Here is a 22218-nt window from a genome sequence, read left to right on the forward strand (position 1 = left end):
CAGGTCCACGGACGGGTGACGACGCGGCCAGCCGGAGTTCATCTCAGCGTCACGGACCCGGCAGACCGCCTCGAAACCCGACAACGGAGGGTGTGCGTGCGCCAGCGCCTGTTGGATGAGCCGGATCGATATCGCGGCCGTCGTCGCGTACCGACCCCGCCCCGTAGCCGTTACGCCGCCGTCGTCACCAGCGCCTTCGTCGGCGCCGGGATCGTCGCCCTCGGCGCGGGCGCGATGCCCGACGCCAAGAGCGTCAGCCCGTCGGTCCTCGACGAGCTCCGCCAGGCGAGCGTCACCAGCCAGGATCTCGCCGACCGGGCCGGCGACGCCGACCGTGCCACCCGGGACACCACCCGCGCCGCCACCGACGAGGCCGCCGAGCCCGAGGTCTGGCTGCTCCCCCTCCAGGGCTACGAGTTCAACTCCCCGTACGGCATGCGCTGGGGGAAGCTGCACACCGGCATCGACCTGGTCGCCCCCGAGGGCACCCCGTACGTCTCGATCCACGACGGCACGGTCACCAAGGCCGGCTGGTTCGGCGGGTACGGCTACACGGTCATCGTCCAGCACGCCGACGGCAGCGAGGCGATCTACGGCCACTCCTCCCAGCTCAGCGTCAAGGAGGGGCAGCAGGTCAAGGCGGGCGACCAGCTCGGCCTGGTCGGCAACACCGGCCACTCCTACGGCTCCCACCTGCACCTCGAGGTCCATGTCAAGGGCGAGCCGCTCGACCCGGTGCCCTGGCTCGAGAAGCGCGGAGTGGACATCAAGCTGCAAGTCGAGGCAATCTACAGCGACGTAGCGGCATCCTGACTTAGCGCATCGTCCGTTGACCGCCCGGATCACCTGATCCGGGCGGTTTTCTGTGTCCGCCGCAGCGCCAAAGTGTCCTGCGTCACAGCCGCCGATGTGACCAGCTCCACGCAGGAGCATGATCACTTATCGGGACGGAAGCCTGCGCAGCGGGACATAACCGGGCAGCCGGGGCCGTCGTCCCGTCCGGCCGGGCACACCCCCGCCCGTTCCTGCCCGGGACCTGATCCCAGTATTTCCAGGTCCCGTAGCCGACGACTGTGAAGGTCAATCGTGCAGGAAGACAGCTTCAGCCAGAACGAGCCCGGCCCCGGCAGCACCGTGGCGACCTCCCGGGTGGTCCGCCACCGGCGTTCCCGGCGGCCCCGGACCCGGTACCTCGTGACGGGCGCGGCCGCCCTGGTCGGTCTCGGCCTCGCCGGGGTGACCGCGGTCGTGACCAACCACGACGACTCCCCCGCCCCGGCCACCGTCACCGTCGACGCCGAGGCGCGGGCCGAAGCCGCCGCCCGCGCCGACCGGGCCGACCGTCCGCCGGCCAGCGCCCCGGCCACCGCGACCACCCCGGCCCCGAGCCCCACCTCGACCACCCCCGCCCCGGCCAGCCCCACCGCGAAGCCGAAGGCCACCCGGAAGCCCGTCACCACCCCGAAGCCGACCCGGACCGCCACCAGCAAGCCCAAGGCCGCCTGGGTCGACCCGATGCCCGGCGCGGCCGTCACGTCCTGCTACGGGCCGCGCTGGGGGGTCCTGCACGCCGGCATCGACCTGGCCCTGCCCGCCGGCACCCCGGTCCGGGCCGCCGCAGCCGGCACGGTCGTCAAGGCCGGCGACGCCGGCGACGGGTACGGCATCTCCGTCTTCGTCGACCACGGCAGTCACCTGACCCACTACGCCCACCTGAGCGCGGCGACCGTGTCGGTCGGCGCGAAGGTCGCCGCCGGCACCACCATCGGCCGGGAGGGCTCCACCGGCGACTCCACCGGCCCGCACCTGCACTTCGAGGTGCACCAGGGCGGCATGTGGAACCAGATCGACCCGGCCCCGTTCATGCGGGCACGCGGGGTCGACCTCGGCTGCTGACCGGCTGCCGACCCGACCGGGCCACCGGCGGATCCGGGGGTGCCCCGCCCGGGGCACCCCCGCCGTCTCAGAGTTTCTCGATCGGGGCGTGCCGGAGCACCAGCCACATCTTCTGGTCACCGAAGTCGATCTGCGCCCGGGCGCCCGGCCCGTGCCCCTCGACCTGGACCACCCGGCCCAGCCCGTACCGCTGGTGGTTGACCCGGTCGCCGACCGCCACCTTCGGACCCTGGGGCAGCTCGCTGGCCGTGGTGAGCCGGCTGCCGTCCACGCCGAGCCGCTTGGCGAGCTGTGCCGCCCGGGGCGTACCCCCGGTGAAGCCGCCGCCCCGACCGGGGCCGAACCGGTCCGGCGCGCCCGCGCGCCCACCGACCCCGCCGCCCCCGCCCGACCAGGAGGTGTACGAGCCCTCGGTCCGCTCCCAGCGGACCAGCTCGGTCGGCAGCTCCGCCACGAACCGCGACGGCGGGTTGTAGGCCGGCTGCCCCCACGCCGTCCGGGTGACCGCCCGGGACAGGTACAGGCGCTGCCGGGCCCGGGTGATGCCGACGTACGCGAGCCGCCGTTCCTCCTCCAGCTCCCGGGTGTCGCCGAGGGTGCGCAGGTGCGGGAAGACGCCGTCCTCCAGGCCGGTGAGAAAGACCACCGGGAACTCCAGGCCCTTGGCGGTGTGCAGGGTCATCAGGGTGACCACGCCCTGATGGTCAGGGTCGTCGGTGGGCACCTGGTCGGCGTCGGCGACCAGGGCGACCTGCTCCAGGAAACCGGCCAGGGTGGCGTGTTCGCCGTCGGCGCCCAGCGCCTCGATCCGCTCGGTGTACTCGCGGGCCACGCTGACCAGTTCCTGGAGGTTGTCCACCCGGCCGGCGTCCTGCGGGTCCAGGCTCTCCTCCAGCTCGGTCAGGTAGCCCGAGCGGGTCAGCAGCGCCTCCAGCACCTCCTCCGGGGTGCCGGTGGCGGCCAGTTCCCGGGCGTCGTCCAGCAGGGCGACGAACTCGGCGATGGCGTTGGCGGCCCGGGTGGAGATGCCCGGGGCGTCCTTCGCCCGACGCAGCGCGGCCCCGAAGGAGATCCGGTCCCGGCCGGCCAGCGCCTCCAGGCACGCCTCGGCCCGGTCGCCGATACCCCGGCGGGGGGTGTTCAGGATGCGACGCAGGCTCACCGTGTCGTCGTCGTTGACCACCGCACGCAGGTAGGCCAGCGCGTCCCGGACCTCCTTGCGCTCGTAGAAGCGCACCCCGCCGACCACCTTGTAGGGCAGACCGACCCGGATGAACACCTCCTCGAAGACCCGGGACTGGGCGTTGGTGCGGTAGAAGACCGCCACGTCGCCGGGGCGGGTCTCGCCCGCGTCGGTCAGCCGGTCGATCTCCCGGGCCACCCAGTCCGCCTCGGCGTGCTCGGTGTCCGCGACGTACCCGACGATCTGCTCGCCGGCCCCGGCGTCGCTCCACAGCCGCTTGGGCTTACGGGAGGTGTTCCGGTCGATCACCGCGTTGGCGGCGTTGAGGATGGTCTGGGTGGAGCGGTAGTTCTGCTCCAGCAGGATCGTCCGGGCGTCGGTGAAGTCCCGTTCGAACTCCAGGATGTTGCGGATCGTGGCGCCCCGGAACGCGTAGATCGACTGGTCGGCGTCGCCGACCACGCACAGCTCGGCCGGTGCGATCCCCTCGGTGCCGGAGACCAGCTCCTTGATCAGCACGTACTGGGCGTGGTTGGTGTCCTGGTACTCGTCGACCAGCACGTGCCGGAAGCGGCGGCGGTAGCTCTCCGCGACGTGCGGGTGCGACTGGAGCAGGTGCACCGTCGTCATGATCAGGTCGTCGAAGTCGAGCGCGTGCGCCTCGCGCAGCCGTCGCTGGTAGAGGGTGTACGCCTCGGCGAGCGCCCGCTCGTTGGGCCCCTTGGCCCGGCCGGCGAACTCCTCCGGGTCGACCAGTTCGTTCTTCAGGTTGGACACCTGGGCGGCGAGCCCCCGGGCCGGGTAGCGCTTCGGGTCCAGGTCCAGCTCGCGGGTGACCATCTGCATCAGCCGACGGGAGTCGTCCGCGTCGTAGATCGAGAAGGTGGACTTCAGGCCGGCGTGCTCGTGCTCGGCCCGCAGGATGCGCACACACGCCGAGTGGAACGTCGACACCCACATCAGCCGGGCGCGCGGCCCGACCAGGTGGGCCACCCGTTCCTTCATCTCCCCGGCGGCCTTGTTGGTGAAGGTGATCGCGATGATCTCGCCCGGGTGCACGTCCCGGGCACCGAGCAGGTAGGCGATCCGGTTGGTCAGCACCCGGGTCTTGCCGGACCCGGCGCCGGCGACGATCAACAGCGGCGACCCGGCGTGGGTGACCGCCTCCCGCTGCGGCCCGTTCAGCCCGGCGAGGAGGTCCTGCGGATCGGGCCGGGCGGCACCGGAGCCGGCCCGACGGGGCACGGCGGACGGGGGCTCCGGAGCGGACTCGGACGGCGGGATTTCGAAGAGAGCATGCATCGCACGGCGAGTCTATGCCGCCCGACCGACACTCCCACCGACACCCGACCCGGCGCCGCCGACCGGCACCGCACGTCAGAAGTAGGCTCGAACAGGGGGAACGCTTGCGTCCCGGGTCGTCGGGTGGGCATACTCGACGACGTGTTCGGTCAGCGCCCCTACTTTTACTACGGCTTCGGGAGTCCGGCAGCCGTGGGTCGCACCTGATCGACCAGACCTACGAAAGCCCCGGGCTCGACGGAGCCCGGGGCTTTTTCGTCCCGGGATCCGGGCACCGGGCACCACAGTGCGAGAGGTACCCGATGATGACAGACGTGATGGAGCAGAACGGCGAGCCGGCCCGGACGGAACGCTCCGGCGTCCAGGAGCATCCGCTGGACGCGCGGACCGGGACGCAGGAACCGGACGCGGCGGCCCGGATCGTCGCCATCCGGGAACGGATCGACGAGATCGACCAGGCGCTGATCGAGCTCTGGCAGGAGCGGGCCAGGCTGTCGCAGCAGGTCGGCAAGACCCGGCTAGCCTCCGGCGGGACACGGCTGGTGCTCTCCCGCGAGCAGGCCATCCTGGAGCGGTTCCGCACCGCGCTGGGCGCGGACGGCGTCCAGTTGGCGCTCCTGCTGCTGCGCGCCGGCCGCGGACCGCTCTGACCCCGACCGCCGGCCAGGCCGACGCCGGGAGGCGGACACAGATCCGGGGCGCCGGCCGTGTCACGACCGACGCCCCGGATACTGAGGAGGCACTTCCTTTCACCGCCGGCCGGTACGGGTGGCCGGTCGACGGCGCCTGGCGGGCTACTCGACCGCGTGGACCACGTCGCGGGGCTCCGCGAAGTGACACGCGCTCGGGTGAGCGGAGTTTTCCCGTGCCTCCAGAGCGGGCGGCTGCTCGGCACAGATGTCCTGCGCCTTCCAGCACCGGGTACGGAACCGGCAGCCCGACGGGGGGTTGGCCGGCGACGGCACGTCGCCGGTGAGCACGATCTGGTCCCGCAGCCCGCGCAGCTTCGGGTCGGGGACCGGCACCGCCGAGAGCAGCGCCTGGGTGTACGGGTGGGTGGGCTTGTCGTAGATCTCGTCCTCGGTGCCGATCTCGACGATCTTGCCGAGGTACATCACCGCGACCCGGTCGGCGATGTGCCGCACCACCGACAGGTCGTGCGCGATGAAGATGTACGACAGCCCCAGCTCGGCCTGGAGCTTCTCCAGCAGGTTGACGACCTGGGCCTGGATCGACACGTCCAGCGCGGAGACCGGCTCGTCGCAGAGGATGATCTCCGGGTTGAGCGCCAGCGCCCGGGCGATGCCGATGCGCTGCCGCTGGCCGCCGGAGAACTGGTGCGGGTACCGGTTGACGTGGTCGGGGTTGAGCCCGACCAGGTCGATCAGCTCCTGCACCCGGGCCCGCCGCTTCGCCTTCGGCAGCACGTCCGGGTGCACCTCGAACGGCTCGCCGATGATGTCGCCGACGGTCATCCGGGGGTTGAGCGAGGTGTACGGGTCCTGCATGACCAGCTGGATGTTGCGCCGGCCCTTGCGTCGCTCGGTCGCGCCCATCTTGGACATGTTCCGGCCCTGGACGAACAGGTCCCCCGAGGTCGGCGTCTCCAGCCCGACCAGCAGCCGGGCCAGCGTCGACTTGCCGCAGCCCGACTCGCCGACGATGCCCAGCGTCTCGCCGCGCCGCAGCTCGATGCTGACCCCGTCGACGGCGCGGACCGCGCCGACCTGCTTCTTGAAGACGACGCCCCGGGTCAGCGGGAAGTGCTTCACCAGGTCACGGGTCTCGAGTACGAGATCACTCACCGCCCTTGACCTCCTTCCAGAAGTGGCAGGCCGCGGTCCGGTCCGTCGACACCGTGTACAGCGGTGGCGGCGGGTCGGCCCGGCAGACGTCCTGCGCGTACCGGCACCGCGGGTTGAACGAGCACCCCGGCGGGATGTTCGTCAACATCGGCGGCAGGCCCTTGATGGCGCTGAGTTCCTGGCCCTTGAGGTCGAGTCGCGGGATCGACTCCAGCAGACCCTTGGTGTACGGGTGCGCCGGGCTCTCGTAGATCTCGTTGACCCCGGCCTCCTCGATCACCCGGCCGGCGTACATGACCGAGATCCGGTCCGCCACGTCGGCCACCACGCCCATGTCGTGGGTGATCAGCACCAGCGCCATGTTGCGTTCCCGCTGGAGTTCGGCGAGCAGGGTCATGATCTGCGCCTGCACGGTCACGTCCAGCGCGGTGGTCGGCTCGTCGGCGATCAGCACCTCGGGGTCGAGGGCCAGCGCCATGGCGATCATGACGCGCTGCCGCATACCACCGGAGAACTGGTGCGGGTAGTCGTTCACCCGGTCCTTCGCCGCCGGGATCTTGACCAGGTCGAGCAGCTCGATCGCGCGCGCCTTGGCGTCCTTGCGGGACATGCCCCGGTGCTTGCGGTACAGCTCACCGAGCTGGAACCCGACGGTGAAGACCGGGTTCAGCGCGGACAGCGCGTCCTGGAAGATCATGGCGATCTTGTTGGCGCGGACCCGGCGACGCTGCGCCTCGGAGAGCTTGAGCAGGTCGACGCCCCGGTAGAGGATCTCGCCACCGGTGATGAAGCCGGGCGGCGAGTCCACGATGCCCATGATCGCCTGAGCGGTGACGCTCTTGCCGCAGCCGGACTCGCCCAGGATGGCCCGGGTCTCGCCGGCCGCGACGTCGAAGCTGACCCCGTTGACCGCGCGGGCGACGCCGTTGCGGGTCCGGAACTCGACCTGGAGGTTCTTGACCTGCAACGGCAGGGCGTTGGGGTCGAGACCGGGCAGCGCGTCCATCTTGACGTTGACGTCAGTAGTCATGGTGCTCACCGGAACTTCGGGTCGAGGGCGTCACGCAGGGCGTCACCCATGAGGATGAAGGACAGCACCGTCCCGACCAACAGCCCGCAGGGGAAGAACAGCAGCCACGGGTCCTCCAGGAAGTACACCTGGTGGGCGTTGATCATGATGCCCCAGGACTGGGCGGGCGGCTGGAGGCCGACGCCGAGGAAGGTCAGGGTGGCCTCCGCGGCGACGAACGAGCCGAGCACGATGGTCGCGTACACCAGCATCGGGGCGATCGCGTTGGGCAGGATGTGCCGGAACATCAGCCGGGTGTTGGTCGCACCCACCGCCTTCGCCGCGTGCACGTAGTCCAGGTCCTTCGAGGAGATCACGCTGCCCCGGATGATCCGGGCGATGGTGGGCCACCCGAGCGTCACCAGTACCAGGGTGAGCGTCCCCACGTTCTGCCGCTTGATGACCGTGAGGAACACGATCGCGCCGAGCAGGAACGGCAGCGAGAAGAAGATGTCCATGACCCGCGAGATGATCGCGTCGACCCAGCCGCCGTAGTAGCCGGCGAGCAGGCCGAGGGTGCCACCGATCAGCACGATGCCGAGGGTGGCGTACACCGCGATCTGCATCGAGGGGCTGGCCCCGTAGATGGCGTGCGCGTAGTAGTCGCAGCCGAGGATGTCGGTGCCGAACGGGTGCTCCCAGCTCGGGTTCGTCCGGGACCGGTCGGTGTTGCAGTCCCGGGGATCCTGGCTGGTCCACAGCTTCGGGAAGAGCGCCATGGAGGCGATGACGAGGATGTAGAGCGCCGAGATCATGAAGATCGGGTCGCGGAACAACTGCCGACGGGCGTCCGCCCAGAGGCTCGCGCTGCGTTCCTTGCCGCCCTTGTCCGGGTTCGGCGCACCGGCCACCGCGGTCGCGGCCGACGAGTCACCGCTCATCGCGGTGCCCGCGCTGCTCAGGTCACTCATCTCCACACCTCGTTTCGCTTCGCCCAGCCGTCGCCCGTACGGGCCTGCCGTGTCCCTGCCGCCGGTCACTCATAGCGGATCCTCGGGTCGAGGACGGCGTAGAGGATGTCGACCAGCAGGTTGGCGATCAGGAAGACCAGGGCCAGCATGGTGACCACCCCGACCACGACCGACGACTCACCGGTCCGGGCGGCCTGGGTGACCAGTCGGCCGATGCCCGGGATGTTGAAGATCGTCTCGGTGACGACGGCACCGCCGAGCAGGCCGCCGATGTCCACACCCAGGTAGGTGATCACCGGAATCAGCGAGTTGCGCAGCGTGTGCACGCCGATGACCCGCTTGTTCGCCAGGCCCTTGGCCTTGGCGGTGCGGACGAAGTCGGCGCGGATGTTCTCCATGATGCTGGTCCGGGTCAGCCGGGCGGTGGTGGCGAGCGAGATCGCGCCGAGCACCAGACCGGGGATGACCAGGCTGGCCCAGGGATAGTCGGGCTTGAAGCCGGGACTGAACACGCCGTCGGCGATCACCTCGGGCACCCAGGACTGCTCCCGTAGCGTGTTGCCGAACTGCACCCCGACGTACTGCCGGACGAGGACGCCGAGCACGAAGATCGGCACCGAGATCAGGAAGACGGTGGAGATCTTGACGAGGTAGTCGGCGAAGCTGCCGCCCCGCAGGCCCGCCAGCACACCGGCGGCGATACCGACGACCGCCTCGAAGACGATGGCGATGACGACCAGCTTCAGGGTGAACGGCACGGCGTCGGCCACCAGGTCGGTGACCTCCCGCTGGCGGAGGTTAACCCCGAAGTCGAAGTTGAGGAAGATGCCTTCCATCCGGTTGAGGAACAGTCCGAAGCAAGGATTACCCCGCTGGTCCAGACACGGGTCGTCGTAGCCCAGTCGCTGGGTAAGCGCGTTCAGGACCGACTCCGGCGGCGTCCGGTCCCCGAAGAGGGCCCGGACCGGGTTCCCGCTGAACTGGACCGCCAGCGAGGTGAGGTAGTGCAGCAGGAACATGGTGCCCAGCACGGTGGGTATGAACTGGAGCAACCGTCGGACGACGTAGCGCCCCATGTCTGTTTCTCCTCTCGGCGCTGACGTGGCGGCAACGCCCTCCCGGGTGGGGAGACCGCTGCCGCCACGTCGTGTTACGGCTAGATCAGGGAACTGAAGCTCAGTTCTGCTTCAGCGAGGTCTGGCCGTAGTCAGCGTCCGCGACCGAGTTCCAGACGAACTTGTCCACGTTCTCGCTGTAGACCGCGCCGACCTTGCCCCACCACATCGGGATGACCGGCAGCTCCTCGACGAGGATGTCCTCCGCCTTCTGGTAGAAGGGGATCGCCGCCTCGACGCTGTCGGCCGCGTCACCCTGGGCGAGCAGCGCGTCGAACTCCGGGTTGCTGAAGGTGGAGTTGTTGCTGTCCGCGCCGGTGCTGTACAGCGGGGAGAGGTAGGTCTCGAGGAACGGGTAGTCCGGGCCCCAGCCGAGGCGGAACGGACCGGTGAACTTACGGTTGTCCGCGGTCTCGAGGTACTCGGCGAACTGCAGGTTGACCTTCAGCTCGTAGTCGATGCCGAGCGCGGCCTTGATCTGGTCACCGACGGCCTGGAGCCAGGCGTCGTGGCCGGCACCGGCGTTGGCCCACAGGGTCAGCTTGCCACCCTTCCAGCCACCGGCCTCCTGCAGGAGCTGCTTGGCCTTCTCGACGTCCTTCTTGCAGTACTGGCAGATGTTCTCGCGAGCACCCTGGAAGGACGGGGCGACGTAGCCGGTGGCCGGGGTGAACCGGCCGTCGAAGACGGCGTCGATGATCGACTGCCGGTCGATCGACAGCGAGATCGCCTGCCGGATCTTCTTCTCCTTGAAGGCGTCGACGTACAGCGGCATGCCGACGTAGGTCAGGCTGTCACCCGGCTGCTCGTAGAGGCGGTCGCCGTAGGTCTGCTTGGCTTCCTTGAACCGCGCCGGCGGCAGGGTGTACATGACGTCCAGCTCGCCGGCCTGGAAGGCGGCGTACCCGGAGTCGACGTCGGCGAAGATCCGGTAGTTGATCTTGTCCGGCTTGCCCGGCTCGCCCTTCCAGCTGTCGCTGCGCACGACGGTGATGCCGACGTTGTGCTGCCAGCTGCCCTCGATCTTGTAAGGGCCGTTGCCGATCGGGGTCTCGTTGCACTTCTCGTGGTCGGCGATGCACGCCTCGGCCATCGGGAAGAAGCCCGGGTAGCCGATGATCGTCGGGAAGCCGGAGAACGGCTCGCTCAGCTCGACGGTGAAGGTCAGGTCATCGACCTTCTTCAGGCCGGAGAGCTCCTTGGCCTTCGGCTCCGGGGCCTTCTGCGGGCCCTCGCCGTCCGGGTCCTCGGAGGAGACCTCCTTGATACCGGCGATCCGCTTCATGAAGTACGCGTTGTTCTGGGCGTTCGGCCCGTACGCCGCGAAGTTCCACGACCGGATGAAGGAGTCGGCGTTGACCTTCTCACCGTTGTCGAAGGTGTAGCCGTCCTTGAGCTTGATCGTCCAGGTCTTCTGGTCCTGGGAGTCGATCGACTCGGCGATGTCGTTCTCGGGGGCACCGGTCTCGGCGTTGTACTTGACCAGACCACGGTAGAGCTGACGGATCACGTACAGCGACGGCTCGTCGTCACCGGCGGACGGCAGCAGGAACGCCGGCTCCGACGCGTAGACGCGGAGCTCGCCACCGCTCTTGCCCGTCGACTCCGACGATTCGCTGTCGCCACCACCGCTGCATGCGGTGGCCAACATGGCGGTGGCGGTCGCAGCGACCGCCACCTTCAGGAATTTCCCGCGCATGGGAGTGCCTCCTCAGGGCGCTCGGCTCACGAGGGGGTTGTGAGGTGGTTGCCACTGTGACACCCGATGCGCGCCAGCGGAAAGCGGTGTTATCAAGCCGATACCCGGCCGGGACGGTGCCGACATCGGCTGGTCCGACGCCCCGGGGCGCGCCGACACGACCAAGATCATCAATCTGGGCGCGCTGCTGGAGCGGCCCTACCACACACAACATCAATGTCTGTGACCTTTCCCGCGTCCGGCCCACCACGTTCCGCAGTGCGACGGACGCTCGCTGTTTCTATCCGTCCAGCCGATGCCGGCCTGGGCTACGCGGCCACCGCCACCACCTCATCGGACGAGGCCATCGAGGTCGGGTACCCCCGGGTGACGTCTGCCACGCCGAAGGCCCCACCCGGGCCACCGGACGACCCCACCCGGGCCACGGACCGACCCCACCGGCCGGACACGGAACGGCCCCGGCACCGCGGGAGGGCGGTGCCGGGGCCGGGTCGGCGGGACGGGAGGTCAGGCCGTGAAGCGCACCTTGCGGCGGCGGACGATCACCACGGCGACCGCACCGGCGACCAGCAGCAGCAGGCCGGCACCGACCGCGGTGGCCACCGGGGAACCGGTCAGCGGCAGGTCGCCGCCGCCCGTGCCGCTGGCGGGAGACGGGCTGATGGTGACCGGGGCGGACGGGGTCGGGGTCCCGGCCGGGACGGTGGGGGTCGGCGTCGGGGTCTCGGCCGGGGTCGTCGGGGTCGGGGTGGGGGTCTCCTCGACCGGGGCGGCGGCGAAAGCGGCGCCCGCCTTGGCGGTCACGTCGGAGCCGGTGCTGCCGCCCAGGATCAGCTTCTGGGCCGCCCGCTCACCGGTGAACAGGAAGACCCGGCCGAAGGAGACCTGCCCACCCTTGCCGGTGAGGGTCACCGTGACCTCGCCGGCACCGTCCCGGGTCAGCCAGAACTTCCCCTCGTTGGTGGTCGACGTGACCGGGTTGCCCTCGGCGTCCACCGCGCTGCCGCCCTGGACGGCCAGGGTGATCTCGCCGGCCGGGCCGGCGACGGTGAACGGGCCGGCCTTCTCGCCGACCTTGGCCTCGGCGGAGGCCGGCGAGACGGTCAGCTCGGCCTTCGGCTCCGGCTTGTCGGTGGCGTTGGCCACCAGCCAGTCGTGGACCTTCTTGACGACCTCGTACTCGTTCTTGTCGGTCAGCCCCATGCCCCGGGCCCAAGGGTCGAGGGTGACGCCGTCACTGAAGTGCCAGACGGCGGTCTGGGTGCCGAAGTAGAGCAGGTTGTCGCGCTTCTTGGCGTTCACCCCGCGCGGCAGAGTGGCGTCGGCCGCGTCGAGCAACTGGGCCGGGTCGGCGTTCGGGTAACCGTGGGTGAGCACCCACTGCACCTTGCCGAGGTTCTTCACCTGGGCGTCGCTCCAGGTGTCCTCCTGGTACTTCCCGTCGATGGCGACGGCGGTGTGATAGTCGATGCAGAAGGCCGGAACGGTCTCGCGACCGATCTTCAGGGCCAGGGCCGAGGTGCTCTTCTTCTCACCGTTCAGCTTCAGCGTGACGCTGCTGTCCTTGACGCTCTTGGCGACGCCGGTGGCCGGGTCCTCGGCGAGCGCCGGGGCGGCCGTGACGAGGGCGAGCGCGCTGCCGGCGATGGTCGCCGCGGTCAGTCGCGCCCAGCGCCGTCCTCGTGGTCCGAACATCAGATTCTGTTACCTCTCCCCAGGGGATGCTCGTGTTGCGTACGAGCCGCATGGGTCGCCGTTCCCGCGGGATTTCGCACCACCCGCACGCGAGAACGCGACGGGGAATTATGCGACCCGGACGCCCCGCTTGTCAGCCCCGGAAAAAGGACATAATTGCCTTACGGCGCAATCTTTCTAGGAGTAATTGATCACACGAGCCGGCGGTCCGCCGCCCAGCGGGACAGCTCGTACCGGTTGGACATCTGGAGCTTGCGCAACACGTTCGACACGTGCGTCTCCACCGTCTTGATGGAGATGAACAGCTCCTTGGCGATCTCCTTGTACGCGTATCCCCGGGCCAGCAGCCGCAGCACCTCGCGCTCCCGGTTGGTGAGCTGGTCCAGCTCCGGATCGGCGACCGGGGCGTCCGGCCGGGCGGCGAACGCGTCCAGCACGAAACCGGCCAGCCGGGGGCTGAACACCGCGTCGCCGTCGGCCACCCGGCGCACCGCCGCCGCCAGCTCGTCCGGGGAGATCGTCTTGGTCACGTACCCCCGGGCACCGGCCCGGATCAGCCCGATCACGTCCTCGGCCGCGTCCGACACGCTCAACGCCAGGAACCGCACCTGCGGGTGGGTACGCCGCATCGCCTCCAGCACCGCCCGGCCGCCGCCGTCGGGCATGTGCACGTCCAGCAGCACCACGTCCGGCCCGGTCGCGGCGATCCGGGCGACCGCCTCGGCGACCGTGCTCGCCTCCCCCACCACCTCGACGTGCGCGCCCAGCTCGGCCCGGACCCCGGCCCGGAACATCGCGTGGTCGTCGACCAGGAACACCCGCAGCCGCCCGTCGTCGGGGGCCGTCGTCTCCGCGCTCTGCTCGACCATGTCACCTGTCCCTTTCCGCCGTGGAACCATTCCCGGAGACCGGCAGGATCAACCGCACCTCGGTCCCCTCTCCCGGCCCGGAACGGATCTCCGCCCGGCCGCCGTGCCGCTTCATCCGCCCGATGATGGAGCCGCGCACCCCGTGCCGGTGGTCGTCCACGGTCTCCTGGTCGAACCCGACGCCCCGGTCCCGGACGAACACGCTGACCTGGTCCGGCTCCACCTCCGCGTAGAGCGAGACGGTCTGCACACCGGCGTGCCGGGCCGCGTTCACCATCGCCTCCCGGCCCGCGGCGACCAGCGCGCCGACCCGCTCGTCGGTCTCCCGGTCGCCCACCACCACCGCCTCGACGGTGATCCCGTAGGTGTCCTCCACCTCGGCCGCCGCCTGCTCCAGGGCCGCCGCGAACCGCTCCGTCGGCGAGGCGGTGGGCTTGTAGAGCCAGTTGCGCAGCGTCCGCTCCTGCCCCCGGGCCAGCCGCTGCACCGCCTTGACGTCGGCGGCGTTGCGCTGGATCAGGGCGAGGGTGTGCAGCACCTGGTCGTGGATCATGGCGGCCAGTTCGGCACGTTCCTGCTCCCGGATCCGCCCCTCCCGCTCGGAACGGAGCTGGTTGAACGTCCGCCAGAGCACCGGCGCGGCCACCACCCCGACACCGGCCAGGCCGACCAGCGCGAAGATCACCCCGTTGATCACCGCGTCCATGTTCTGCACCGGCGAGTAGACCGCCGCGACGCCGATGATGCCGACCGCGACCAGCACCCCGCCGCCGATGAAGCGGAGCACGAAGGCCCGCCGGTCGGTCTCCTCGACCACCGCGCTCAGCCAGGGCAACGGCAGCGAGCCGGAGTTCTGCCAGCGGCGCTCCGGCAGCGACTGGTGCCAGATCACGCCCGCCCCGACCGCGATGATCGCGACCAGCCAGCCCGCCGTGCCGGCCACCCCGACCGAGTCGAAGAGCTGCATCTGGACCAGCAGCACCACCAGGCCGATCACCACGAACGGCAGCAACTGCGCGACGTCCCGCCGGGGCGGGGTGGCGGTGTCCCCCGGTCGCAGCGGCACCACCGCCCAGAACGCGGCGTACAGCAGCAGGCCCAGCCCGCTGAGGCCGAGCAGCACCATGAAGGCGATCCGGACCCGGACCACCGAGACACCGATGTGCTCGGCGATACCGGCGGCCACGCCCACGGCCATCCGGTGCTCGCGGGCCCGGTAGAGACGGGGAGGCTGGGTCACGGTACTGATCTCGGGCCCCCCTGCTCGCGTCCGGTCCGACACCGACGGTCACCGTGCCGGCGTCGACACCGATCGTCACACGCGCGCCCGCCGTGGGGCCACGGGGACGCCCCCGAGATTCCGGGCCGCCGGATCTCAGGGTGCGCTCAGGGTGGGTCCCGACGGCGCTGCCCGCCGGCAGCTAGCAGGATCTGGGGTATGACCGAGGAGACCGCCCGGTCGCCCCGCCCGGAGGCGACCCGGCCGGGCGTACCACCGCCGACCGCGGGCGGCCCGACGCCGTCCGCCCCGCCACCGCCACCGGCCGCCGGCCGGACCGGCCCCACCGCGGCACCGCCGTACGACCAGCCGCCCGCTCCCGGCGGGGCCGGCTTCACCTCCCGGTACGGGCTGGTCCGCCCACGGGCGGGGCGTTACCTGGCCGGGGTGTGCGCGGCGATCGGCCGGGCCACCAACACCGACCCGGTGCTGTGGCGGGTGCTCCTCGCCGTGCTCGGCTTCTTCGGCGGCGTGGGCATCCTGGTCTACGTCTCGGCCTGGCTGATCATCCCCGGCGAGGGGGACAGCGCCTCCCCGATCGAGTCGATGCTCGGCCGGGGCCGGTCGAGCATGTCCCCGGTCACCGTGATCATGCTCAGCATCCTGGTCGCGATCAGCTTCGGCTACATCGTGACCGACGCGTTCCGCGCGGTGCTGCTCGGCGCGGCCATCCTGATCGGCGGTGCGCTGCTGCTCAACCGGGACCACCCCGCCCGGGACCACGGCGACGGCACACCCCACCCGACCGGGCCACCGCTGGCGTACCCGCCGGGGCCGGTGCCGCCGGTGAGCTACCCGGCCCCGGGCCCGGTGACCGCGGCGACGCCACCGGCACCGGCACCGTTCGGGCCGGCCGCGCCGCCCGCCGGGGACGGCACCGGACCGTTCCGGCCGTCCGCCCCGGTCGCCCCCGGGGCGGGCACGCAGGCCGGCGGGCTCCCCGGCTGGCCGGCCCCGGCCGGTCCGACACCGTCGACCGGGCCGGTCACGACGACAGCGACCCCGCCCGGCTACCGCCCGCCCTTCGCCCCGCACGGTCCGTACGCCGGTCCCGGCCAGCACGGTCCGTACGCCGGTCCCGGCCCGGTCCCGGCGGCCCCGCCCGGTCCACCGGTACGGCCACCGAAGCGACCCAGGGAGCACTCGCCACTCGGTCCGATCACGTTCTCGCTGGTCTTCCTGGCCTGCGGGGTGGTGGCCGTACTCGACCTGCTCGGGGTGATCCAGGTCAGCGCGTCGGCGTACTTCGCGGCGGCCCTGGCCACCATCGGGCTCGGACTGGTGGTCGGCACCTGGTTCGGCCGGGCCCGCTGGTTGATCGCCCTCGGGCTGGTCACCGCGGCGGCGTTGGGCTTCGCGACCGCGGCCGAGTCCTTCGCCGACTGGCGTCCGGTCAACGGGAACGTCACCTGGGCACCGGCCACCTACCCCGACCTGGCGCCCCGGTACCAGCACTCGTTCGGGGACGCGCTGCTGGACCTGCGCGCGGTCGACTTCAGCCAGCACAACGCCGCGACCACCGTGGTGACCACCGTCGGGGACGCCACCGTGCTGCTGCCACCGGACGTCGACGTCACCGTCCAGGCCGAGGTCAACGCGGGCGAGGCGACCCTCTTCGGGTCCCGCTCCGACGGGCCGCGTCGACAGGTCCGTCAGGTCACCGACCTCGGTGCGGACGGCGCGGGCGGCGGCTCGCTGCGGTTGATCATCAGGGTCACCGCCGGCACGTTGGAGGTGACCCGGTGAAGGCACACCGTACCGATCTGCTGTCGCTCGCCTTCGGACTGCTGTTCCTGGTGATCGCGGCCTGGTGGCTGCTGGCCCAGTTGCTCGGGCTGGTCGTGCCGCTCGGCTGGCTGCTGGCCGGTGTGCTGGTGGTCATCGGTGCCCTCGGGCTGCTCGGCGCGGTACGCGCCGCCCGGTCACCGGCACCCCGACCCGACCCGGACGCCACCGACGCACCGTGACCGGCGATCCGTCCCCCGCCCCCACGTCCACCCGCCCACCGGTCGGACTCAGCGCAACCGGCCGGGCCGGCCATGACGAGGCCCCGGGGGACCAGCGCCGCGGCCGGCCGCCCACGGCGGTGCGGCTGCTGGTCCGGGCGGCCTATGCTGGCCGTGGAGATTCGCCCGCACCGGTCGGCACGCCTCGTCCGCGCCACCGCGGCCCATCCGACGCGATTTCCGACCCGACCCCGCTAGGAGCCCGTCCGAGATGACTCAGCCCCCCGCCGTGCCCAGCCCTGGCCTGTTCGGTGAGGTCCGCATCGGCGAGCGCGCCGCCCGTACCCTCGCCGCGGAGCTCAGCCGGCGCAACGACCACAAGGCCGCGCTCCTGGTCGACGCGACCCCGGACACCCCGGTCCTGGCCGCGGCGATCGACGCGCTGCTGCCCGGGGACACCCTCACCGTGGTGCCGAGCGGATCGACGACCGGGGCCACGCTGCGCGAGCACGTCTCGACGCTGGGCAGTTGGGTGGCCGACCGGGTACGCGTCGTCGACACCCTCGCCGAGACCGAGCCGGTCGAGGTGGTGATCGTCGCCGAGCCGTTCACCGGTACCGCCGAGGAGGCCCGGAGCACGCTGGACGGCCTCACCAAGTACCTCGCCGAGGGTGGGGTGCTGAGTGTGGCGACGCCCGCCGCGCCGGGTCGGACGGCGGGCGCGGCGGCCGAACTGGACCGGCAGGCCGCGCTGCACGGTGTCGGCGTCGACCTGGTGCTGCGCAACCAGGCGCCGGTCCGGGTACACCGGCTGCGGTTCACCCCGGTCAGCACGGCGCTGGCATCCCGGCTCGCCCCGGCGTACCGCCCCTCCAGCGTGCCGCTGACCCGGGACATGCACATCGACTCCAACGGGGTGGCGGCAGCCGGCATCGCGCTCGGGCTGGCCGCCCTGACCCGGGTGGTGCGGCCGAAGTCGAAGCTGTGGCTGGTGCCCGCGCTGGCCGCCGGGCCGGTGGCGGCGTTCTTCCGGGACCCGGAGCGGGACGTTCCGGAGGACCCGTCGGCCGTGGTCGCCGCCGCCGACGGCCGGGTGCTGTCGGTGCAGCGGCTGCACGACGAGCGGTTCGGCGCGGGCGAGTGGCTACGGGTCGCGGTGTTCCTGTCGGTGCTGGACGTGCACGTCAACCGGTCCCCGGTGGCCGGCAAGGTGGTCGACTACTTCGTCGCCGACGGTGGCTTCGCCAACGCCATGAAGCCGGAGGCCGAGCACAACGTCGCCGCGTACACGGTGCTGGACACCGAGCACGGCACGGTGGTGGTCGCGCAGCGTACCGGCCTGATCGCGCGCCGGATCGTGCAGCGGGCCCCGGTCGGTTCGCTGCTGGCCCGGGGCGAACGGTTCGGCCTGATCCGGTTCGGTTCCCGGACCGACGTCTACCTGCCGGCCGACGCGGCGGACCCGCTGGTCGGGCCGGGCGACAAGGTGGTCGGTGGCTCCTCGGTCATCGCCCGCTGGCGCTGACGACACGGAAAAGGGGCACCGCGGTCCGCGGTGCCCCTTTTGGCTGGTACGTCAGGCGGTCCGGCGCTGGTGCAGCCAGAGCAGCGGCCCGCTGGCCAGGTAGGCCACCACGACCAGGGCGAAGGTCAACCGCGGGTCGACCAGCGCGCCGACCACCGGGGCCAGCCACAGCCACGGCGGCAGCTTGATCAGCCGGGCCAGCTTGGCGTACGGGAAGCTGGAGACCATCGCGAAGGCGAGCAGGGCGACCCCGGCGATCTGGACCACCGGGGGGACCGGCAGCTCGATGGCCACCGCGAGGGCCAGCACCATGGCGGCCATGGTGGTGGGGACCCCGCAGAAGAAGCGGCCGTCCTTCGGCGAGACGTTGAACCGGGCCAGCCGGATCGCGGCGCAGGCCGCGACGAGGGCACAGGCCAGACCGGCGGCGGCGGTGGGCACCGAACCGGCCAGCGAGGCGTAGACCACCATCGGGGCGGCGAGGCCGAACGAGCACATGTCGGCCAGCGAGTCCATCTGGGCGCCGAACGGGCTGGCCACCCCGAACCTGCGGGCGAGCGCACCGTCGAGGCCGTCGAAAACGACACAGGCGATCAGCAGGATCGCCGCGAGCCGTACCTCACCCTGCATGGCCAGGAAGATGGCGTTGACGCCGAGCATGATGCTGGCCAGGGTGCAGGCGTTGACCAGCGCGAACCTGGCCCGCCGGGCGACCGTGCGCTCACCCGGGAGCAGCGGGATCGACCGGCCCGGTGTGTCGTCGGCGTCCACCGGTGTCGTGGGGGCGATCGCCGGGCTGACCGGCATCACGGCCTCGATCTCGGCCCGGTTGAGCCGCTCCGTGGCGTACCGACGGCGGAAGCGGTCGGTGTGACGGTGCTCGGGCAGGGCCACGTCGGTCACCTGGCGGGGATCGCCGTCCCGGCGTCCCACCCGGACCAGCAGCACCTGGCGGGCGAACGTACTGCTGCGGCGCAGCGGGCCTGCCCAGCGGCGGCCTGCGGGGCGCGGACTGTCAGACGTACGACGCCGGCGCCATGGGGCTCTCGGCACGTTTCCTCCATCACCGGATCGGTTCACCGCCCTAGGGCGGGCGTCCGGCTCTCTCGTGCCGGACCGCTTCTGGCCCGGCAGCCGTTTAAGCGGAGTACACCATTGCACAGTGGAACGGGACTTGGCGATAGCTACCGGCGGTACTTATCTCCCATAAACCGCGTGAATCGCCCGGTTATTCCCATCGTGGGCACCAACGCCCTTTTCTCCGTCAACCTCAACTATCGACTGTACCGGAGCAGGTCGATATCGGCGCGGCGAGCGGCCCGCGCCCACCCACCGACCACCACCCGGCACGGCCACCAGCCGGCGCAGCCACCATCCGCCAGCCACCAGCCGGCACGGCCACCAGCCCGTTACCGCCGTCGGGGCGGTCACCGCCCCAGCGGCCAGCCCAGGGCGGCACCGCCCGACCACCAGCCCAGGGCCGGCCACCGGCCGCCACCGTCGCTCCGGACGGCCAGCACCCCGACCACCGCGCGCCAGGCGGTCAGCAAGCCGACCACCGCGCCAGGCGACCCAACGGGCACCCTTGTCGGCCCACTGGCGCCATGGTCAACTCCGGTTGCGGCACATGGGGGTCTCGCGGGCGCTGGACACCCCCATGTGCCGCAACTGGCGGCCGGTCCGCGAGGGGTGGCGGCCGGCGCGGCCGTCGCCCGACCGACCACCCGCGGCTATCGCCGCAGCACCCGCTCGGCGACGTCGGTCAGCGGCAGTCCCGCCACGTCCGCCCAGGTGAACCAGGCCGCCTGGACGGTCGATCCACCGGCCGACTCGGTGACCACCGGTTCGGTCGGCGACTCCACCACGACCCGGTAGACGACCCGGACACCGTGCCAGTCCAACGGTCTCCCCTCCGGGCCGAGCGCGCCCGGATTGTGGAAGTGGCTCACCTCGATCAATTCGACCACCCGCCCGAGCTGGCCGGACTCCTCGACGATCTCGCGCAGCAGCGCGCTCGCCGGCTGTTCCCCGTGGTCGGTCCCGCCGCCGGGCAGGTGCCAGTGTCCCGCCCCCGGGTACCCGTCCGCGATCAGCGTGAGCAGCACCCGCTGCTGCGGGTCGGTGACCAGCCCGTACGCCCCGAACCGCTGCCGGCGGTCGGTCGGCGGCGACCCGTACGACAGGCGCGGGGCAGCCGGCGGTCCGTGTGCCAGGCGCGGGGCGGCCGGCGGCTCGTCCTCCGGGAGCGGAACGACCGGCAATCCGAGCAGCTCGGCGGTGAACGGCATCAATGGAATACGGGTCATCTCGGCGGGCGTGATCCAGGCCACCAGATCGGTAGTTCCGTCCGATTCGTTGCGGATTGAACCAGACACTCCGGTGACGCGGTAGATGATCCGATCACTGTGCAGCGCCACCCCGGGAGCGGGTAGCCGGATCACGTCGGCGACCACGGAGAGAAGGCCGGCCACCTCGACGACGAGTCCGGTCTCCTCGGCGAACTCCCGGACCACCGCGTCCGCCGGGTGCTCGGCGTGCTCCACCCCGCCGCCCGGCACCTGCCAGACCCCGGGAAAGTCGGCCGCCGCCGATGCGCGCGTCAGCAGCACCCGCCCCGACCCGTCCCGCAGCACCCCGTACGCGGCCACCCGCCGCCGCCCCGCCAGCTCCCCCACCCTGCCCACTCCCCCGTCCCACCCCGACCGTCACCGTCGATCATGAGGTTAGTCGCGGTCGGACCGGCGTGTCGTGGCACTAACTTCATGATCGACGGGGCGAGAGGGGGCGGGCGCGGGCCGGTGGGGGGTGGGGGGGGTTGGGGCCGGTGGGGGGGTGGGGGGTCAGGTTAGGCGGGCGGCTTGGACGGCTTCGGCGGTGACCTCGGTCAGGTGGTCGGTGGGCAGGGTCTCCAGCTCGTCCCGGGCGAACCAGCGGGCCTCACAGGTGGAACCGCCGACGTCCGCCACGGTGGGCGGGGCGGGCTGGTCCACCATCACCCGGTAGAAGGCGCGGACGCCGTGCCAGTCGATCGGGTACCCCTCGGGGCCGAGCGAGGCGGCGTCCCGGTGGCTCGCCACGCCGAGCAGCTCGACCAACCGCCCGGTCTGGCCGGTCTCCTCGACCAGCTCCCGGATCAGCGCCGCGCCCGGCTGCTCGCCGTAGTCGGTCCCGCCACCGGGCAGGTGCCAGCAGCCCGCACCCGGGTAGCCGTCGGCGACCCGGGTGAGCAGCACCCGCCCCTCCGGGTCGGTCGCCACCGCGTACGCGGCGAACCGCTGCGCCCGGTGCAGCCCGTCCGGACCGGGCACCGCGTAGAAGGAGGGGAACTCCGGTGGCTCGTCCGGCACCACGTCGGCGGAGCTGGCCGGCAGCCCGAGGGCACGCGCGGTGAACGCGCGCAGCGGCAGCTCACGGGCCTCGTCGAGGGTGAACCAGCGGGCCAGGTCGGTCGGCCGGTCGACCCGGTCGGTGAGCGTCCCGCCGCGTACCGAGACCCGGTAGATGAGGCGGTCGGTGTGGATGGTGATCCCCCGGTCGGGCAGCGCCCGCATGTCGGCGAGGACGTCCGCCAGGCCGGCGACGGCCACCGACAGACCGGTCTCCGCCGCGGTCTCCCGGACGACGGTGTGGTTCGGGTCCTCGCCGTGATCGACGGCCCCGCCGGGCAGGGACCACGTGCCGGGGGTGCCGGAGCGCTCCGATGCGCGGACCAGCAACACTCGGCCGACTGTGTCAGCACAAACTGCGTACGCCGCGATCCTGCGGAGCGGCTCCAGCATGGTGGTCACGGGTCAAAATTCTCCCCCGGCCCCGTTACGGCATCCGGACAGAGTCGGATTCCTGACTGACCACTCCACATCAGGGATCGATCAGGGTATAAATCCGGGCCGCCACCGAGGTCGACGGCGGCGTCGACGGGGACCG

General features: G+C 71.6%; 19 protein-coding genes. 6 read left to right on the forward strand and 13 right to left on the reverse strand.

Annotated features, from left to right (window positions below; all coding sequences use genetic code 11):
- Positions 1-96: 96 nt before the first annotated feature.
- Together PVK37_RS01890 and PVK37_RS01895 are read left to right on the forward strand one after the other, a co-directional pair.
- Positions 97-813 (forward strand): M23 family metallopeptidase, encoded by a 717-nt coding sequence (locus PVK37_RS01890; RefSeq protein WP_275031940.1) that lies wholly within the window; start codon positions 97-99, stop codon positions 811-813.
- 321 nt (positions 814-1134) lie between these two features.
- A complete protein-coding gene (locus PVK37_RS01895; protein WP_275035328.1) occupies positions 1135-1896 on the forward strand; it encodes a M23 family metallopeptidase in 762 nt (253 codons plus the stop codon).
- A gap of 67 nt (positions 1897-1963) precedes the next feature.
- Here the strand turns inward: PVK37_RS01895 and pcrA are convergent, their stop codons facing one another.
- Positions 1964-4381, reverse strand: coding sequence for a DNA helicase PcrA (pcrA, locus tag PVK37_RS01900; protein ID WP_275031941.1), 2418 nt, complete (start codon positions 4379-4381; stop codon positions 1964-1966).
- Between the two features lie 302 nt (positions 4382-4683).
- On the opposite strand from pcrA, the gene PVK37_RS01905 reads away from it, so the two are divergent.
- Entirely contained in the window at positions 4684-5031 is a 348-nt protein-coding gene (locus tag PVK37_RS01905; RefSeq protein WP_275031942.1) for a chorismate mutase, read from the forward strand.
- A 144-nt stretch (positions 5032-5175) separates the two neighbouring features.
- Here the strand turns inward: PVK37_RS01905 and PVK37_RS01910 are convergent, their stop codons facing one another.
- The 8 genes from PVK37_RS01910 to PVK37_RS01945 form a co-directional block, all read right to left on the reverse strand.
- Positions 5176-6186 (reverse strand): ABC transporter ATP-binding protein, encoded by a 1011-nt coding sequence (locus tag PVK37_RS01910; RefSeq protein ID WP_275031943.1) that lies wholly within the window; start codon positions 6184-6186, stop codon positions 5176-5178.
- Positions 6179-7216, reverse strand: coding sequence for an ABC transporter ATP-binding protein (locus PVK37_RS01915; RefSeq protein WP_275031944.1), 1038 nt, complete (start codon positions 7214-7216; stop codon positions 6179-6181). The genes PVK37_RS01910 and PVK37_RS01915 overlap by 8 nt, the downstream gene beginning before the upstream one ends.
- A 5-nt stretch (positions 7217-7221) precedes the next feature.
- Complete coding sequence (locus tag PVK37_RS01920) at positions 7222-8166, reverse strand: ABC transporter permease (protein WP_275031945.1); 945 nt, start codon at positions 8164-8166, stop codon at positions 7222-7224.
- 65 nt (positions 8167-8231) lie between these two features.
- On the reverse strand, positions 8232-9242 hold the full coding sequence (locus PVK37_RS01925) for an ABC transporter permease (RefSeq protein WP_275031946.1): 1011 nt from the start codon (positions 9240-9242) through the stop codon (positions 8232-8234).
- Positions 9243-9342: 100 nt separating this feature from the next.
- Positions 9343-10980, reverse strand: coding sequence for a peptide ABC transporter substrate-binding protein (locus PVK37_RS01930; protein WP_275031947.1), 1638 nt, complete (start codon positions 10978-10980; stop codon positions 9343-9345).
- Positions 10981-11487: 507 nt separating this feature from the next.
- Positions 11488-12675 carry a thioester domain-containing protein gene (locus PVK37_RS01935; RefSeq protein ID WP_275031948.1) on the reverse strand — a complete coding sequence of 396 codons (1188 nt, stop codon included), beginning with the start codon at positions 12673-12675 and terminating at the stop codon, positions 11488-11490.
- A gap of 191 nt (positions 12676-12866) precedes the next feature.
- Positions 12867-13544 carry a response regulator gene (locus tag PVK37_RS01940; RefSeq protein ID WP_275031949.1) on the reverse strand — a complete coding sequence of 226 codons (678 nt, stop codon included), beginning with the start codon at positions 13542-13544 and terminating at the stop codon, positions 12867-12869.
- A gap of 1 nt (position 13545) precedes the next feature.
- On the reverse strand, positions 13546-14784 hold the full coding sequence (locus tag PVK37_RS01945) for an ATP-binding protein (protein WP_275031950.1): 1239 nt from the start codon (positions 14782-14784) through the stop codon (positions 13546-13548).
- 198 nt (positions 14785-14982) lie between these two features.
- On the opposite strand from PVK37_RS01945, the gene PVK37_RS01950 reads away from it, so the two are divergent.
- The 3 genes from PVK37_RS01950 to PVK37_RS01960 all read left to right on the forward strand — a co-directional run bounded on the left by PVK37_RS01950 (position 14983) and on the right by PVK37_RS01960 (position 18294).
- Positions 14983-16569: a PspC domain-containing protein gene (locus tag PVK37_RS01950; protein ID WP_275031951.1), complete on the forward strand. Its 1587-nt coding sequence runs from the start codon at positions 14983-14985 to the stop codon at positions 16567-16569.
- Positions 16566-16790 carry a hypothetical protein gene (locus PVK37_RS01955; RefSeq protein ID WP_275031952.1) on the forward strand — a complete coding sequence of 75 codons (225 nt, stop codon included), beginning with the start codon at positions 16566-16568 and terminating at the stop codon, positions 16788-16790. The genes PVK37_RS01950 and PVK37_RS01955 overlap by 4 nt, the downstream gene beginning before the upstream one ends.
- 250 nt (positions 16791-17040) lie before the next feature.
- Positions 17041-18294: a phosphatidylserine decarboxylase gene (locus tag PVK37_RS01960; RefSeq protein WP_275031953.1), complete on the forward strand. Its 1254-nt coding sequence runs from the start codon at positions 17041-17043 to the stop codon at positions 18292-18294.
- Positions 18295-18345: 51 nt separating this feature from the next.
- Here the strand turns inward: PVK37_RS01960 and PVK37_RS01965 are convergent, their stop codons facing one another.
- The 4 genes from PVK37_RS01965 to PVK37_RS01980 all read right to left on the reverse strand — a co-directional run bounded on the left by PVK37_RS01965 (position 18346) and on the right by PVK37_RS01980 (position 22082).
- Positions 18346-19272, reverse strand: a complete 927-nt coding sequence (locus tag PVK37_RS01965; RefSeq protein ID WP_275035329.1) for a CDP-alcohol phosphatidyltransferase family protein — start codon at positions 19270-19272, stop codon at positions 18346-18348.
- A gap of 449 nt (positions 19273-19721) precedes the next feature.
- The gene (locus tag PVK37_RS01970) at positions 19722-19853 is read right to left on the reverse strand and encodes a hypothetical protein (protein ID WP_275031954.1); all 132 of its coding nucleotides are present in this window, start codon (positions 19851-19853) and stop codon (positions 19722-19724) included.
- Between the two features lie 171 nt (positions 19854-20024).
- Complete coding sequence (locus tag PVK37_RS01975; protein ID WP_275035330.1) at positions 20025-20960, reverse strand: NUDIX hydrolase; 936 nt, start codon at positions 20958-20960, stop codon at positions 20025-20027.
- Between the two features lie 174 nt (positions 20961-21134).
- On the reverse strand, positions 21135-22082 hold the full coding sequence (locus tag PVK37_RS01980) for an NUDIX hydrolase (protein WP_275031955.1): 948 nt from the start codon (positions 22080-22082) through the stop codon (positions 21135-21137).
- Positions 22083-22218: the final 136 nt, after the last annotated feature.

The sequence above is a fragment of the Micromonospora cathayae genome (assembly GCF_028993575.1).
GTDB lineage: Bacteria > Actinomycetota > Actinomycetes > Mycobacteriales > Micromonosporaceae > Micromonospora > Micromonospora cathayae.

What these genes read in the sequence shown, in the direction of transcription:
- pcrA (WP_275031941.1), bottom strand. Translation starts at nt 4,381, where the DNA reads ATGCATGCTCTCTTCGAAATCCCGCCGTCCGAGTCCGCTCCGGAGCCC.
- PVK37_RS01905 (WP_275031942.1), top strand. Translation starts at nt 4,684, where the DNA reads ATGATGACAGACGTGATGGAGCAGAACGGCGAGCCGGCCCGGACGGAA.
- PVK37_RS01915 (WP_275031944.1), bottom strand. Translation starts at nt 7,216, where the DNA reads ATGACTACTGACGTCAACGTCAAGATGGACGCGCTGCCCGGTCTCGAC.
- PVK37_RS01920 (WP_275031945.1), bottom strand. Translation starts at nt 8,166, where the DNA reads ATGAGTGACCTGAGCAGCGCGGGCACCGCGATGAGCGGTGACTCGTCG.
- PVK37_RS01925 (WP_275031946.1), bottom strand. Translation starts at nt 9,242, where the DNA reads ATGGGGCGCTACGTCGTCCGACGGTTGCTCCAGTTCATACCCACCGTG.
- PVK37_RS01930 (WP_275031947.1), bottom strand. Translation starts at nt 10,980, where the DNA reads ATGCGCGGGAAATTCCTGAAGGTGGCGGTCGCTGCGACCGCCACCGCC.
- PVK37_RS01935 (WP_275031948.1), bottom strand. Translation starts at nt 12,675, where the DNA reads ATGTTCGGACCACGAGGACGGCGCTGGGCGCGACTGACCGCGGCGACC.
- PVK37_RS01940 (WP_275031949.1), bottom strand. Translation starts at nt 13,544, where the DNA reads ATGGTCGAGCAGAGCGCGGAGACGACGGCCCCCGACGACGGGCGGCTG.
- PVK37_RS01950 (WP_275031951.1), top strand. Translation starts at nt 14,983, where the DNA reads ATGACCGAGGAGACCGCCCGGTCGCCCCGCCCGGAGGCGACCCGGCCG.
- PVK37_RS01960 (WP_275031953.1), top strand. Translation starts at nt 17,041, where the DNA reads ATGACTCAGCCCCCCGCCGTGCCCAGCCCTGGCCTGTTCGGTGAGGTC.